The organism is Pseudomonas sp. DY-1 (assembly GCF_003626975.1).
In the GTDB taxonomy this organism is placed as follows: domain Bacteria; phylum Pseudomonadota; class Gammaproteobacteria; order Pseudomonadales; family Pseudomonadaceae; genus Metapseudomonas.
In genome coordinates, this window is record NZ_CP032616.1 from 2,694,504 (window position 1) to 2,708,777 (window position 14,274).

The window sequence follows — 14,274 nt, forward strand, 5'->3', positions numbered from 1 at the left end:
TCTGCCCGCCTGGAAGCCCCTCATGTCCGACCGTTTGACCCTCCTGCGTCCCGACGACTGGCACATCCATCTGCGCGATGGTGCCGTCCTGGCCCACACCGTTGCGGATGCTGCCCGTACTTTCGGCCGCGCCATCATCATGCCCAACCTGGTACCTCCGGTTCGCAATGCCGAGGAAGCCGACGCGTATCGCCAGCGCATCCTTGCCGCCCGTCCGGCGGGCAGCCACTTCGAACCCTTGATGGTGCTGTACCTCACCGATCGCACCAGCCCGGAGGACATTCGCGCGGCCAAGGCTTCCGGTTTCGTGCACGCGGCCAAGCTTTATCCGGCCGGCGCCACCACCAACTCGGATTCCGGCGTCACCAGCGTAGACAAGATCTTCCCGGCCCTGGAAGCCATGGCCGAAGTCGGCATGCTGCTGCTGGTCCACGGTGAAGTGACCCGTGGCGAAATCGACGTATTCGACCGCGAGAAAGCATTCATCGACGAACACCTGACCCGCGTAGTCGAGCGCTTCCCAACCCTCAAGGTGGTGTTCGAACACATCACCACCGGCGACGCGGTGCAGTTCGTGCAATCGGCTTCGGCCAATGTCGGCGCCACCATCACCGCCCACCACCTGCTGTACAACCGCAACCACATGCTGGTTGGCGGCATTCGTCCGCACTTCTATTGCCTGCCGATCCTCAAGCGCAACGTACATCAGGAAGCACTACTGGACGCTGCCACCAGCGGCAGCGCCAAGTTCTTCCTCGGCACCGACTCGGCGCCCCACGCCAAGCACGCCAAGGAAGCCGCGTGCGGCTGCGCCGGCTGCTACACCGCGTATGCCGCCATCGAGCTCTATGCTGAAGCCTTCGAGCAGCGCAATGCGCTGGACAAGCTGGAGGCCTTCGCCAGCTTCCACGGTCCGGACTTCTACGGCCTGCCACGCAACACCGACCGCATCACCCTGGTCCGCGAAGAATGGACCGCCCCCGCCACCCTGCCGCTGGGCGAGCAGGTGGTGGTACCGCTGCGCGCTGGCGAGAAGCTGCAATGGCGCCTGCTGGAGGAACAAGCGTGAGCGAGGACCTTTACGACGACGAACTGGACGGCAGCCTGCCCTCCGGCCCGCGCCACCCCATGGCAGCGCGCTTCCGTGGTTACCTGCCGGTGGTGGTAGATGTGGAGACCGGCGGTTTCAACGCCGCGACCGATGCCTTGCTGGAGATCGCCGCGACCACCATCGCGATGGATGAGCAGGGTTTCCTCTACCCGGACCATACCCACTTCTTCCGCATCGAGCCGTTCGAAGGCGCCAATATCGAACAGGCCGCGCTGGAGTTCACCGGGATCAAGCTGGATCACCCACTGCGCATGGCGGTGAGCGAGGAGCACGCGCTGACGGAAATCTTCCGTGGCCTGCGCAAGTCGATCAAAGCCAATGGCTGCAAGCGCGCCATCCTGGTCGGCCACAACTCCAGCTTCGACCTCGGTTTCCTGAATGCTGCAGTGAACCGGACCGCTCTCAAGCGCAATCCATTCCACCCCTTCTCCAGCTTCGACACCGCGACCCTGGCTGGCCTCGCCTACGGTCAGACCGTACTGGCCAAGGCTTGCCAGGCCGCCGGCATCGATTTCGACGGCCGCGAGGCACACTCGGCGCGCTACGACACCGAGAAGACTGCCGAGCTGTTCTGCGGCATCGTCAACCGCTGGAAGGAAATGGGCGGCTGGATCGACGACGACGATTGAGTCCCCATCGAAACTCCAGACATGAAAAAGCCCGGCATATGCCGGGCTTTTTCTTTAGCTGGAAACGCTTACAGGGAAGAAGCGTTCTCGGCCAGGTACTGGGCAACACCTTCCGGAGAAGCGGTCATGCCCTTGTCGCCTTTCTTCCAGTTGGCCGGGCAGACTTCGCCGTGCTCTTCGGTGAACTGCAGGGCGTCGACCAGACGCAGCAGCTCGTCCATGTTACGGCCCAGCGGCAGGTCGTTGACGATCTGGGAACGCACAACGCCGTTCTTGTCGATCAGGAAAGCGCCGCGGTAAGCCACGCCGTCTTCGGATTCGACGTCGTAGGCCTTGGCGATTTCGTGCTTCATGTCGGCAGCCAGGGTGTACTTGACCGGGCCGATGCCGCCCTTGTCTACCGGGGTGTTACGCCAGGCGTTGTGGGTGAAGTGGGAGTCGATCGACACGCCGATCACTTCCACGCCACGGGCCTGGAACTCGGGAATGCGGTGGTCCAGGGCGATCAGCTCGGACGGGCAGACGAAGGTGAAGTCCAGCGGGTAGAAGAACACCAGACCGTATTTGCCCTTGATGGCCTCGGACAGGGTGAAGCTGTCGACGATTTCGCCATTGCCCAGAACGGCGGCAACGGTGAAGTCCGGAGCCTGCTTGCCTACGAGTACGCTCATTCCATGTCTCCTGAGTTGTCATGAGTAGTCAGTGGGGTCGGGGTCACAGCCTGGCCGACCAATGTGGCGACGCCATGACACCCGTTTCCAAAAGGACGGGCAATAATACACTCGACGGCTAACCCCGCCCACCGCTTTCGACTGGCGGGTCAACGTCCGCCGCTGACCGCCGAATTACGCGGGAACACCTCTGGCCCGGGCGTTTCAGGCAAATCTTTGACAATCATTCTCATTACTATTAGTATCCCCTCATCCAACCACTCCCCTGAGTTCTGAGTGCTATGTACGTCTGTCTCTGTCTAGGTGTCACTGACGGTCAAATTCGCGAAGCCATCTATGAAGGCTGCTGCAGCTATCGCGAAGTACGCAACACGCTGGAAGTGGGCACCCAATGCGGCAAGTGTGCTTGCCTGGCCAAGCAGGTGGTCAAGGAGACCTTGGCCGAGGTGCAGAGCAGCCAGGCGGCCCTCGCCTACCCCGCGGCATACGCCATCGCCTGACCATTCGGCGGAATCACAGGAAACCGGACCGCAGCGTCCGGTTTTTTGTGCCTGATTTTCAATACTTTAGAGTTCAAATGTAGAAGTAAAACATTCTTATTAATATTCAAATTCATTTGTAATTCAACAACTTAGATTTGACACAATAAATTGCGAGGATCAGAATTTCTTAACCATCCACTCTTCCTACGGCAGGATTCCACATGAAAGGCGACAAGAAAGTCATACAGCATCTCAACAAGATCCTCGGAAACGAGCTTGTTGCGATCAACCAGTACTTCCTGCACGCCCGCATGTACGAAGATTGGGGTCTGAAGAAACTGGGTGAACACGAGTACCACGAGTCCATCGACGAGATGAAGCATGCGGACAAGCTGATCAAGCGCATTCTCTTCCTCGAGGGCCTCCCCAACCTGCAAGACCTTGGCAAGCTGATGATCGGCGAGAACACCAAGGAGATGCTGGCCAGCGACCTCAAGCTGGAGCTGGCAGCCGTTCCGGACCTGAAGACGGCTATTGCCTACTGCGAAAGCGTCGGTGACTACGGCAGCCGCGAACTGCTGGAAGAAATCCTCGAGTCCGAGGAAGAACATATCGACTGGCTGGAAACCCAACTGGGCCTGATCGACAAAGTCGGCCTGGAGAACTATTTGCAGTCGCAGATGGACGAGTAATCCGCCGACAAAAAAGAAGCCCCGCCAATGCGGGGCTTTTTAATTTGATGCACCGCCAAATCATTCTCCTCGAATCCGGAACACTATTAACTATCGAAAAACGGACCGACATGAATGAGTAACTTTCAACATCAAGATGCCTTCTCAATTTGAGAAGCCAGTATCTTCCCGAACAGCTAACGATAAGCAAAAAAAACCCCGCATTTGCGGGGCTTTTTTCGAATCCGGAGCGGATCAGGCGCTGGCCTTGCTCACGGCATCCTTGACCAGGGTCTGCAGCTCACCCTTTTCGAACATCTCGGTAATGATGTCGCTGCCACCAACCAGTTCACCGCCTACCCACAGCTGGGGGAAGGTCGGCCAGTTCGCGTACTTCGGCAGATTCGCGCGGATTTCCGGATTCTGCAGAATGTCGACATAAGCGAACTTCTCGCCACAAGCCATCAGGACTTGCGCGGCGCGGGCCGAGAAGCCGCACTGCGGAGCGTTCGGCGAGCCTTTCATGTACAGCAGGACAGTGTTGTTGGCGATCTGCTCTTTGATGGTTTCGATGATATCCATTGGGCACCTCGGCTGAACTTTCCGACTGGCAAGTCGGCAGGATGGCGGCATTGTAACGGAAAGCCGAGCGGCGCGCTCGGGCTTCCCTTGTCTTCAGGCGGCCACCACTTCCACAGGAACGCCATTGAGTGCGGCGTTACCAGAAACCGCATCCAGTTGGCGTTCATCGGTCAGATCGTTGGCACTGGCGCCCGGCTGCTCGCTGGCGATGCCCATGCGCACACCGGGCCGTGCATGCCCCCAACCATGGGGAAGGCTGACTACGCCCGGCATCATGTCCTCGCTGGCGCCTACCTCTACCTCGATCATCCCAACCCGCGAACGCACCCTTACCCGTTGCCCATCTACCAGTCCACGTGCTTCCAGGTCGCGCGGGTGCATCAGCAACTGATGACGCGGCTTGCCTTTCACCAAGCGGTGGTAGTTGTGCATCCAGGAGTTGTTGCTGCGCACATGGCGGCGACCAATCAGCACCAGCTCGCCCTCCCGGGGAGTGGGTTGTGCCGCGAAGCGTTCGAGATCGGCCAGGAGAATCGACGGAGCTGCCTCGACCTTGCGGCTGGTCGTCTTCAGCCGACCGGCCAGATTGGGCTTTAGCGGGCCGAGGTCAACGCCGTGGGGATGTTCCCGCAACCGCGCCACGGAAAGCTTGAGCTCGGAGCGGTCACCATAGGCACCGGCACGCAGCCCCAGATCGATCATCTGCTCGGGGGCCATGGTGGGCTTCAGTTCGATACCGGTGCGAGCGGCAAAGGCCTTGGCCAGCCCGACGAAGATTTCCCAGTCGTGCAGCGCCCCCGCTGGCTTGGCCAGTACGGACTCGTTGAAGCGGGTGACGTTGCGGACGGCGAAAAGGTTGAAGGTGGTGTCGTAGTGCTCGTGCTCCAGGGGCGAGGTGGGCGGCAGGATCAGGTCGGCATAGCGGGTAGTCTCGTTGATATAGAGGTCGATGCTGAGCATGAACTCCAGGCCATCCAGCGCCTGTTCCAACTGACGACCGTTGGGCGTGGACAACACCGGATTGCCGGCAACCGTCACCAACGCCCTCACCTGCCCCTCGCCAGGAGTGAGCATTTCTTCAGCCAGTGCCGCTACCGGCAGCTCTCCGCCGTACTCGGGCAAGCCGGATACCCGGCTCTGCCAGCGATTGAAATGACCGCCCGACGTGGCGGCTACCAGGTCTACCGCCGGTTCGGTGCAGAGCACACCACCCACCCGATCCAGGTTGCCGGTAACCAGGTTGATCAGCTGGATCAGCCATTGGCAGAGGCTGCCGAAGGCCTGGGTCGATACGCCCATTCGGCCATAGCAAACCGCACTCTCGGCCGCCGCGAAGTCCCGGGCCAGTTGGCGAATGTGTTCTGCCGGAACGCCGCAACGCTGGCTCATGGCCTCTGGCGTGAATCGGTCGATGGCCTCCCGCACCTGTTCAAGACCTTCGATCTCAAGATGGGTGGCGCGACCAAGGCGCTCTTCGAACAGGGTATTGAGCAAGCCGAACAGAAGCGCCGCATCCTGCCCCGGACGCACGAACAGGTGTTGATCGGCCATGGCCGCGGTTTCGCTGCGTCGGGGGTCGACTACCACCAGTTTTCCTCCCCGCGCCTGTAGCGCCTTCAGGCGCTTCTCCACATCCGGCACGGTCATGATGCTGCCGTTCGAAGCCAGTGGGTTGCCGCCCAGGATGAGCATGAACTGTGTCTGATCGATGTCCGGAATCGGAATCAGCAAGCCGTGACCGTACATTTGCTGGCTGATCAGGTGATGGGGCAACTGGTCCACCGAAGTCGCCGAAAAGCGTCCGCGGGTCTTGAGCAAACCGAGGAAGTAGTTGCTGTGAGTCATCAACCCATAGTTGTGCACGCTTGGGTTGCCCTGATAGACGGCCACCGCATTGTTGCCATGACGTCCCTGGATATCCGCCAGACGCTCGGCCACCAGCGCAAAGGCTTCATCCCACTCGATGGGCAACCATTCGTTGCCGGCTCGGCGCATGGGTTGGCGAATACGGTCAGGATCGTTCTGGATGTCCTGCAGGGCCACCGCCTTGGGGCAGATATGGCCTCGACTGAAGCTGTCCTGGGCGTCGCCCTTGATGGAAAGGATGCGCCGGCTGCCATCCTCCTGGTCTTCGGTCTCGATGGTCAGGCCGCAGATGGCCTCGCAGAGATGGCACGCACGGTGATGAAGGGTCTTGGTCATTGCCTGGCCTCATTCTTGTTCGAGACGACCGGTCAGGTCGCAAGAACGAGACTATGGAACCAGAAGTGCCGCTCGGCCAGCAGCGTCATCGCCGTGAATCGGCAGGCATCATGCCTGCCGATTCACCAGCCCCGTCAGCGGATGGACTGGATGGTGCCCTTGTTGCCGGTCACCTTGGCGGTCACCTTCTTGAATACGACGTAATCCTTCACGCTCAGCTCGTAGCGCGGAGCGACGATCAGGTCTGCCCCCGAAGACTTGACAGCCTTGTAGGCCGCAGCAGACTTGACGGCGGAGATGGGGTCCGGACCGAAAGGCAGGCCGCCACCACTGTCGCCGCCATAGGCCACGCCATCAGCGAACTCCGCGTCCCCACCGAACTGCAGGAAGCTGAACAGGATGTTCACCTCGGACTGCCCAGTGATTTGCTCGCCCACTTTGATATCGGCCTTGAGGTCGGTCTTCACGTTGCCGTTCAGCGGTGAAGTCGGTTGGCTGACGTTGTAGCTGCTGCAGCCGGTCATGGCAGCGAAGGTGACAGCCAGGGCAGTGGGTACAAGGAACTTCTTCATTGCGATCTCCATGGATCATAGAAAGTCTGAACGGCTCCGCTGGATTTCCATGCGCGGTAGCCGTCCCCGGAAAACACCCGAATCCGGGGACGCGCAAACCTATCAATCCGCTTCACGCGGCATCAGTTCACGCGTTCCGAAAAGACCTTCAGATATTTTCCCGCCGAGTGGCGGTAGATGGAGTAGGCCCACATCTCAGGGCGTAGGCTCAGCCAGGCAGACCCGATTACGCCCCCCACTCTTGGCCCGATAGAGTGCTGCATCGGCCTGCTCCAGCAGGTGTTCGGGGCGGTCGTCCTGCGCCGGCACCTCACTGTGCGCGCCCACGCTCACCGTTACCACGCCAAAGGGATTGCCGGAGTGCACCAGGCCCTGCTCGTAGACCGCCTGCCGAATCCGCTCCGCCACCAAGCGTGCGCCGGCGACATCGGTATGGGGCAGCAGTACGGCGAACTCCTCGCCGCCATAACGGGCCACCGTGTCTCCGGCGCGCACCTTGAAACGACGTAGCACGTCGCCCACCGCCTTGAGGCAGACGTCGCCTGCCTGGTGGCCGTAGCGGTCGTTGTAGGCCTTGAAGAAATCAACGTCGATCATCACCAGCGCCAGTGGCGAGCCAACCGTAGCGGCGCGGTGGTACTCGACCTGCAAGGCCTGATCGAACTGCCGTCGATTGGAGATGCCGGTCAGGCTGTCACGGTTGGCTAGACGGAACAGTTCGCGGTTTTCCCGCGCAATGCTCTGGGCGGCAGCCATGCGCTTGCGCATCCGCGTAGCCAATCCACCGCCGACAAGGATCAGCGCCAGCACCAGCATCGCCACCAGGCAGGCGACCACCGCAGTCTTTCGCCCCCACTCGGCCAGCACTTCCTGGCGGGACATGGACACCGCCACCACCAGCGGGAAGTGATCCAGGGCGCGGTACGCGTAGATGCGGTCCACCCCATCGAGCACGGAAATGCTCGCCCCCAGCCCCACTGGCGAACGCTTGAGATCAGACTGGAACATGTAGCTGCCGGCCATGCTCTCGCCCGTAGCGCCGGAGGTTTCAGGCCGGCGGTAGACGATCGTGCCGTCGTTCATGGCAACCAGGAGGGAACCCTGCACGCCCATGTCGAAGTGCTTGTAGAACTCGCGGAAGTGATCGATGCGGATGGTCGCCAGCACTACCCCGGCGAAACGACCGTCCCTGTCATTGAAGCGGCGCGACACCGGTAGAATCCACTCACCGGTGGAACGGCTGCGAATCGGGTTGCTCACTTCGGTATCGCGACTCACGGAATGGAGGTGATGCTGGAAGTAGGCGCGATCCGAGTTGTTCGCGTCGTTTGCTGGCGGCGGATTGGTGTAGTAGAGCCAACGCCCTTCGGCGTCATAGACGAACAGTCCGGCCAGTTGCGAGGCTCGCTGCTTGTAGGTCACCAGCAACTGATTGATGGTTTCGGGACTGCTCTCCCCCCGCTCCAGCAGATTCACCAGGCCACCGAGGATGATATCGGCCTCCTTGATGGACTCCTGGCCATGCTGGGCAATGGAATAGGCCAGGTTGGCGTTGGCCTTGTCCGCTTCCCTCAGGTAGACCTGCTTGGAATCCAGCACCTGGGCCAGGTTCATCAGGATGGCTCCCAGACCCGCCAACAGCAGCAGCGCGTACGCCAACCACAGTGAACGTCGCGTTCCCTGGTAGCCCTGAACGGGTTCCGGACCGGTTCCAGCCATCCGCACACTCCTCACTGCCCGTGCCTGCGCTCACCTTAGACAAGCGACTGTGCCGAAACAATCTGGAATGATGGACATTTGCCGCCGGTCCCAGGGCCGTTGTACAACGCCCGACCTCACGCAAACAGCACGCCAGAGCGGTCCACCGGATTGCGCCGTAAAGCCCCGGGCGCCAGGCGTATAGCCACGAACGACGAGGTTTCTGGCACGTATTGGAAAACCGCGACATTTCCTTATAAGATCGCGCCTTTCCCTAGAATCGTCGCCACGTGCGGCTTCGACCGCGCGTCCCGCCTGCTTTGTTCCCGCAATACCCGGCCAGGACACGCGGCCAGTGACAAAAGAAGAAAGGTAGTAACCATGAGCGCTAGGCATTTTCTCTCCCTGATGGACTGCACTCCCCAGGAGCTGAACAGCCTGATCCGTCGAGGCACCGAGCTGAAGGATCTGCGCAACCGAGGCGTGCGTTACGAGCCCCTGAAAAGCCGCGTATTGGGCATGATCTTCGAGAAGGCCTCCACCCGCACCCGTCTCTCCTTCGAAGCGGGCATGATCCAGCTCGGCGGCCAGGCGATCTTCCTGTCCCCGCGTGATACCCAGCTCGGTCGAGGCGAACCGATCAGCGACAGCGCAATCGTCATGTCGCGCATGCTCGACGCGGTGATGATCCGGACCTTCGCCCACAGCACCCTCACCGAGTTCGCCGCTCACTCGCGGGTTCCGGTCATCAATGGCCTGTCGGACGACCTGCACCCCTGCCAATTGCTGGCAGACATGCAGACCTTCCTCGAACATCGCGGCAGCATCCAGGGCAAGACCGTGGCCTGGATCGGTGATGGCAACAATATGTGCAACACCTATATTGAGGCAGCGATCCAGTTCGACTTCCAGCTGCGCGTCGCTTGCCCAGAAGGCTACGAGCCCAACGCGGAATTCCTCGCCCAGGCCGGAGACCGTGTCAGGGTCGTGCGTGACCCGCGCGAAGCCGTGGCCGGCGCGCACCTGGTCAGCACCGACGTCTGGACCTCCATGGGCCAGGAGGAAGAAACCGCCAGACGCCTGGCGTTGTTCTCCCCCTACCAGGTGAACAAGGCGCTCCTCGACCTGGCCGCGGACGACGTGATATTCATGCACTGCCTGCCGGCCCACCGCGGCGAAGAGATTAGCGTCGATCTGCTCGACGATCCGCGCTCGGTAGCCTGGGACCAGGCGGAAAACCGCCTTCACGCCCAGAAGGCCCTGCTGGAACTGCTGGTCGAACACGCCCATCACGCATGACTCGCGAACTGCTCCTCAGCCTCCACAACCTCAGCTGCGGTTATCACGAACAGCAGGTTGTGCGAGGCCTGAACCTCCATCTCAATGCCGGTGACATCGGCTGCCTGCTCGGCCCTTCGGGTTGCGGCAAGACTACGACCCTGCGCGCCATCGCCGGTTTCGAACCGGTACTGGAAGGCGAAATCCAGCTGGCCGGCGAGGTCATCTCGCGCGCCGGCTTCACCCTGGCACCGGAGAAGCGGCGAATCGGCATGGTGTTCCAGGACTATGCCCTGTTCCCTCACCTGACCGTGGCCGACAACGTCGCCTTCGGCATCCGCAAGGAGCCCGACTGCGAACGCAAGGTCGGTGAACTCCTGGAACTGGTGAAGCTGAACCATCTGGCCAAACGCTATCCCCACGAACTGTCCGGCGGCCAGCAACAGCGCGTTTCGCTGGCCCGCGCCCTGGCGCCGGAACCGCGCCTGCTGTTGCTCGACGAACCCTTTTCCAATCTCGATGGCGAGCTGCGTCGGCGCCTCAGCCAGGAAGTCCGCGAGATCCTCAAGGTACGCGGCACAAGTGCCATTCTGGTGACCCACGACCAGGAAGAAGCCTTCGCCGTCAGCGATCAGGTTGGTGTATTCAGGAATGGCCTGCTGGAGCAGTGGGACACCCCCTACAACCTCTACCACGAGCCCCTGACTCCCTTCGTCGCCAGCTTCGTCGGCCAGGGCTACTTCATTCGCGGCCAGCTTATTTCAGCCGATGCCGTGACCACCGAACTCGGCATAATCCGTGGCAATCGCGCCTACACCTTGCCGCAAGGCTCCGCAGTCGACGTGCTGCTACGCCCTGATGACATAGTCCATGCACCGGAGAGCGAGCTACGCGCCATCGTCATCGGCAAGACGTTCCTCGGCGCCGCCACCCTCTATCGCCTGCAACTGACCACCGGCAGCCAGCTGGAATCGATCTTTCCCAGCCACGCCGATCACCAGCCAGGCCAGGAGGTCGGCATCCGCATCGCCGCCGATCACTTGGTGGTCTTCCCCGCCCAGGGCAGCGTCGCCGCCCACTTCACCCCCCAGGAATCCGGCGTGCGTCGCATCAGCGGCGCGCTCTGAAACCTGTAGGGGCGATCTCAACAGCAAGAACAGCACAGCTGCCTCTGACAGAGGTCGCCCTACACCCAAAGCCGCCCGCTGGCCACCAGCACCGAATGCCCGGCAATACTCACCCGCTCACCATCCAGGCGGCACCAGAGCTCGCCGCTTCGTGCGGAGCACTGCTGGGCCCGCAGCACTCTCTTGTTGAGGCGATTGGCCCAGTAGGGAATCAGGGCGCAGTGGGCAGCACCGGTCACCGGGTCTTCCTCGATCCCGATCACCGGGGCGAAGAAGCGCGAAACGAAGTCATGTTTAATCCCCGCCGCCGTGACGATCACCCCTGACCAAGGCAGCTTGGCCAGCGCCTTGAAGTCCGGTGCGCACGCGCGCACGTCCTGCTCCGACTCCAGTACTGCCATCAGGAAGTTGGCGCCCAGCGCATCCACCGGGGCGATGCCGAGGGCGTGTTCCAGGTCAAGGGTGACGCCCACCTCTTGTGGCACCTGCGCAGGGAAGTCCAGGGCCAGACGTCCCTCCTCTTCGCGCGTGACACGCAATTCGCCGGACTTGCTGGTGAATTCCAGGCGGTCGCCCGGCTCCTGGTAGAGATCGAACAGCACATGGGCGCTGGCCAGGGTAGCGTGGCCGCAGAGTGGCACCTCGGCCTTGGGTGTGAACCAGCGGATGTGCCAAGCACTACCCTCCTTCACCAGAAATGCGGTTTCCGACAGATTGTGCTCGGAGGCGATGCGTTGCATGAGCTGGTCATCGAGCCAGGCGTCGAGGCGATAGACCACCGCCGGGTTGCCGCCGAAAGGCCGTTGGGTGAAGGCATCGACCTGATGAAAGTCCAGCTGCATGACTCGCTCCTTGATGTGGGGTGGGGGCAACACAAGCATGCCAGCCACCAGCGCTCCTTGCGCGATACAGTGGCCGGTCGATATCGGTGGAACAGCCTGATCAGTCTAGCGGAGGCAGGCCATAGCGCTGCAGCAACGCGTTCATTCGCCCGGACTCACGCAAGCGCTTGAGCCCGGTGTCGAACAGCGCGGCATGGCGTGCGCTGCCTTTGAGGGCTGGAGAGAACGCCAGGAAGATGGGCACGTCCGGCAAGCGGCAGCCGGCCTTCACCAGCTTGCCCTGTTGACCACTTTCGGCAAGCCAGGCATCCATCACCCAGGCGTTCTCGATGGTGGCATCGATGCGTCCGAGCAGGACTTTCTCCACATTCATTTCCAGGGCCTGGTCGCCGGACACAACCTGCACCCGCGCCGGATCGTCCCGCTTTATGCGGATATAGGTGTCGAGTTCCTGGCCGTAGCTGTAACTGTTGATGCTTCCCAGCCGGACATTGGCTAGCGACTCCAATCCGCGGTAGCGCCATTGGCTGTTGGGTGCGACGTAGAAACACATGCGCGACACGCCGGGCGGTGTGGCGGTGAAGACGAAGTCGGGAGCGTCCTGGATGCCGGCGCCGATCAGGGCGTCCAGCCGGCCGTTGCGGGTGTCATGCACCGCGCGCGCCCAGTTCACCAGGCGGTATTCCACGTCGATGCCTGCTTCTCCGAAGATTTCCTGCGCCAGCTCGACGAAAACGCCCGGTTTTCGGGAGCCGGGCTCACAATTGATCGGGCACCAGATGTCCCCGGCGATCACCAGGGTTTCGGCGTGGGCCGATGGGAAGAGCAAAGATGCGACCAGCAGGGCCAGAGCCTGCCAACCGCGTTTCAGCGACCCTCGCCCTCTCCCCATTCCGCCTCCCAGCATCCATGCAGCCCTGTCATGCGCCGCTGCGCACCCGCTGCACGGCATCCAGCCAGCCGTCGTAGAGCTTCTTGCGGTGCTCGTCGGCCATGCGCGGAACAAAACGTTGTTGACGATGCCAGTGACTGGCCACTTCGTCCAGATCGCGGTAGAGCCCCGCCTGCAAACCTGCGAGATAGGCCACACCCAGAGCCGTCGTTTCCGTCACCTCCGGGCGCTCCACCGGGACCCCGAGGATGTCCGAAAGGAACTGCATTACCCAGTTGTTCTCCACCATGCCGCCATCCACCCGTAGGGCACTGGGCGCGGCAGCGCCGTCTTGCGCCATGGCTTCCAGCAGGTCACGAGTCTGGTAGCAGACCGACTGCAGGCCCGCGGTGACGATCTCCTTGATACCGGTATCGCGGGTCAGGCCGAAGATTGCACCGCGGGCGCGCGGGTCCCAGTACGGAGCACCGAGGCCGGTGAAGGCCGGCACCAGGTAAACACCACAGGCGTCGCCGGTCTGCTCGGCAAGGGCTTCCGTATCACGGGCGTGGCTGATCAGCTTGATGCCGTCGCGCAGCCACTGCACGGCGGCTCCGGCAACGAAGATGCTGCCCTCCACCGCATAGCTCACCTTGCCATTCAGTCGGTAGCCAACGGTGGTCAGCAGTCGGTTGCGGGAAACCACCGGCTGGTCGCCGGTGTTCTGGATCATGAAGCAGCCGGTGCCGTACGTGCTCTTCACCATGCCCGGCTGGAAGCAGGCCTGGCCGATCAACGCCGCCTGCTGATCGCCCGCCATGCCGCGCACGGGAATACTGGCACCGAGCAACGCGGCGTCGGTATCGCCGAACTCGGCGGCACAGTCCAGTACTTCCGGCAGCAGGCTGGTGGGGATGTCGAACAGACGCAGCAGCTCCGCGTCCCACTGCTGGCTGTGGATATTGAATAGCAGCGTACGTGAGGCGTTGGTGGCATCGGTGCGGTGCACCTTGCCGCCGGTCAGGCGCCAAAGCAGGAAGCAATCTACCGTGCCGAAGCGCAGCTCGCCGCGCTCAGCGCGCTCACGGGCCCCTGGCACGTTCTCCAGCACCCAGCGCAGCTTGGTGGCGGAGAAGTAGGGGTCGATCAGAAGTCCTGTGCGATTGGCCACGTCGGCTTCATGGCCGTCGGCCTTGAGCGTGGAGCAATAATCCGCAGTGCGACGGTCCTGCCAGACGATGGCCGGATGGATCGGAGTACCGGTCTTCGCATCCCATACCAGCGTGGTCTCACGCTGGTTGGTGATGCCGATGGCGGCAATCTCGACCGGATTCAGCCCGCTCTGCTCTATGGCTTCACGGCAGACCTTGAGCGTCGTAAGCCAGATCTCCTCACCGTCGTGCTCTACCCAACCGTCCTTGGGAAAGTACTGCTTGAACTCCTGTTGGGCGCGCGCCACTGGCAGCCCCTGGGCGCTGAATACGATGGCGCGGCTGCTGGTGGTGCCCTGGTCGATGGCGAGCAGGTATTGGGCCATG

14 protein-coding genes are annotated in these 14,274 nt (G+C 61.9%); 6 read left to right on the plus strand and 8 right to left on the minus strand.

Annotation, left to right across the window (positions count from 1 at the left end; genetic code table 11):
• The first annotated feature begins 22 nt into the window (after positions 1-22).
• Both pyrC and rnt read left to right on the plus strand, forming a co-directional pair.
• Positions 23-1,069: a dihydroorotase gene (gene pyrC / locus D6Z43_RS12700; RefSeq protein WP_120652548.1), complete on the plus strand. Its 1,047-nt coding sequence runs from the start codon at positions 23-25 to the stop codon at positions 1,067-1,069.
• Complete coding sequence (gene rnt, locus D6Z43_RS12705; RefSeq protein WP_120652549.1) at positions 1,066-1,740, plus strand: ribonuclease T; 675 nt, start codon at positions 1,066-1,068, stop codon at positions 1,738-1,740. Before pyrC ends, rnt begins: the two co-directional genes overlap by 4 nt.
• 68 nt (positions 1,741-1,808) lie before the next feature.
• Here the strand turns inward: rnt and D6Z43_RS12710 are convergent, their stop codons facing one another.
• Positions 1,809-2,411, minus strand: coding sequence for a peroxiredoxin (locus D6Z43_RS12710; RefSeq protein WP_120652550.1), 603 nt, complete (start codon positions 2,409-2,411; stop codon positions 1,809-1,811).
• Positions 2,412-2,692: 281 nt separating this feature from the next.
• On the opposite strand from D6Z43_RS12710, the gene D6Z43_RS12715 reads away from it, so the two are divergent.
• On the plus strand, positions 2,693-2,911 hold the full coding sequence (locus D6Z43_RS12715; protein WP_069085145.1) for a bacterioferritin-associated ferredoxin: 219 nt from the start codon (positions 2,693-2,695) through the stop codon (positions 2,909-2,911).
• Between the two features lie 203 nt (positions 2,912-3,114).
• Positions 3,115-3,585: a bacterioferritin gene (gene bfr / locus D6Z43_RS12720; protein ID WP_120652551.1), complete on the plus strand. Its 471-nt coding sequence runs from the start codon at positions 3,115-3,117 to the stop codon at positions 3,583-3,585.
• A gap of 234 nt (positions 3,586-3,819) precedes the next feature.
• Here bfr and grxD read toward each other — a convergent pair whose 3' ends face one another.
• The 4 genes from grxD to D6Z43_RS12740 all read right to left on the minus strand — a co-directional run bounded on the left by grxD (position 3,820) and on the right by D6Z43_RS12740 (position 8,639).
• Entirely contained in the window at positions 3,820-4,146 is a 327-nt protein-coding gene (gene grxD / locus D6Z43_RS12725) for a Grx4 family monothiol glutaredoxin (RefSeq protein WP_120652552.1), read from the minus strand.
• A gap of 93 nt (positions 4,147-4,239) precedes the next feature.
• Positions 4,240-6,348, minus strand: coding sequence for a molybdopterin oxidoreductase family protein (locus D6Z43_RS12730; RefSeq protein ID WP_120652553.1), 2,109 nt, complete (start codon positions 6,346-6,348; stop codon positions 4,240-4,242).
• Positions 6,349-6,482: 134 nt separating this feature from the next.
• Positions 6,483-6,920, minus strand: a complete 438-nt coding sequence (locus D6Z43_RS12735) for a hypothetical protein (protein WP_120652554.1) — start codon at positions 6,918-6,920, stop codon at positions 6,483-6,485.
• A 195-nt stretch (positions 6,921-7,115) separates the two neighbouring features.
• Positions 7,116-8,639, minus strand: a complete 1,524-nt coding sequence (locus D6Z43_RS12740; RefSeq protein WP_120652555.1) for a sensor domain-containing diguanylate cyclase — start codon at positions 8,637-8,639, stop codon at positions 7,116-7,118.
• A gap of 360 nt (positions 8,640-8,999) precedes the next feature.
• Between D6Z43_RS12740 and argF the strand changes: the two genes are divergently transcribed.
• Both argF and D6Z43_RS12750 read left to right on the plus strand, forming a co-directional pair.
• Complete coding sequence (argF, locus tag D6Z43_RS12745) at positions 9,000-9,917, plus strand: ornithine carbamoyltransferase (protein ID WP_120652556.1); 918 nt, start codon at positions 9,000-9,002, stop codon at positions 9,915-9,917.
• Positions 9,914-11,023: an ABC transporter ATP-binding protein gene (locus D6Z43_RS12750; RefSeq protein ID WP_120652557.1), complete on the plus strand. Its 1,110-nt coding sequence runs from the start codon at positions 9,914-9,916 to the stop codon at positions 11,021-11,023. Before argF ends, D6Z43_RS12750 begins: the two co-directional genes overlap by 4 nt.
• Before the next feature lie 59 nt (positions 11,024-11,082).
• Here the strand turns inward: D6Z43_RS12750 and D6Z43_RS12755 are convergent, their stop codons facing one another.
• The 3 genes from D6Z43_RS12755 to glpK all read right to left on the minus strand — a co-directional run bounded on the left by D6Z43_RS12755 (position 11,083) and on the right by glpK (position 14,273).
• On the minus strand, positions 11,083-11,865 hold the full coding sequence (locus tag D6Z43_RS12755) for a PhzF family phenazine biosynthesis protein (protein WP_120652558.1): 783 nt from the start codon (positions 11,863-11,865) through the stop codon (positions 11,083-11,085).
• A 100-nt stretch (positions 11,866-11,965) separates the two neighbouring features.
• Positions 11,966-12,694, minus strand: a complete 729-nt coding sequence (locus D6Z43_RS12760; protein ID WP_256661001.1) for an ABC transporter substrate-binding protein — start codon at positions 12,692-12,694, stop codon at positions 11,966-11,968.
• Between the two features lie 91 nt (positions 12,695-12,785).
• A complete protein-coding gene (gene glpK, locus D6Z43_RS12765; protein ID WP_120652560.1) occupies positions 12,786-14,273 on the minus strand; it encodes a glycerol kinase GlpK in 1,488 nt (495 codons plus the stop codon).
• Position 14,274: the final 1 nt, after the last annotated feature.

Excerpts from the sequence above, each read along its gene's own strand:
- D6Z43_RS12730 (WP_120652553.1), bottom strand. The coding sequence starts at position 6,348 with ATGACCAAGACCCTTCATCACCGTGCGTGCCATCTCTGCGAGGCCATC.
- D6Z43_RS12740 (WP_120652555.1), bottom strand. The coding sequence starts at position 8,639 with ATGGCTGGAACCGGTCCGGAACCCGTTCAGGGCTACCAGGGAACGCGA.
- grxD (WP_120652552.1), bottom strand. The coding sequence starts at position 4,146 with ATGGATATCATCGAAACCATCAAAGAGCAGATCGCCAACAACACTGTC.
- argF (WP_120652556.1), top strand. The coding sequence starts at position 9,000 with ATGAGCGCTAGGCATTTTCTCTCCCTGATGGACTGCACTCCCCAGGAG.
- D6Z43_RS12750 (WP_120652557.1), top strand. The coding sequence starts at position 9,914 with ATGACTCGCGAACTGCTCCTCAGCCTCCACAACCTCAGCTGCGGTTAT.
- glpK (WP_120652560.1), bottom strand. The coding sequence starts at position 14,273 with ATGGCCCAATACCTGCTCGCCATCGACCAGGGCACCACCAGCAGCCGC.
- D6Z43_RS12755 (WP_120652558.1), bottom strand. The coding sequence starts at position 11,865 with ATGCAGCTGGACTTTCATCAGGTCGATGCCTTCACCCAACGGCCTTTC.
- D6Z43_RS12710 (WP_120652550.1), bottom strand. The coding sequence starts at position 2,411 with ATGAGCGTACTCGTAGGCAAGCAGGCTCCGGACTTCACCGTTGCCGCC.
- D6Z43_RS12735 (WP_120652554.1), bottom strand. The coding sequence starts at position 6,920 with ATGAAGAAGTTCCTTGTACCCACTGCCCTGGCTGTCACCTTCGCTGCC.
- D6Z43_RS12715 (WP_069085145.1), top strand. The coding sequence starts at position 2,693 with ATGTACGTCTGTCTCTGTCTAGGTGTCACTGACGGTCAAATTCGCGAA.
- pyrC (WP_120652548.1), top strand. The coding sequence starts at position 23 with ATGTCCGACCGTTTGACCCTCCTGCGTCCCGACGACTGGCACATCCAT.
- bfr (WP_120652551.1), top strand. The coding sequence starts at position 3,115 with ATGAAAGGCGACAAGAAAGTCATACAGCATCTCAACAAGATCCTCGGA.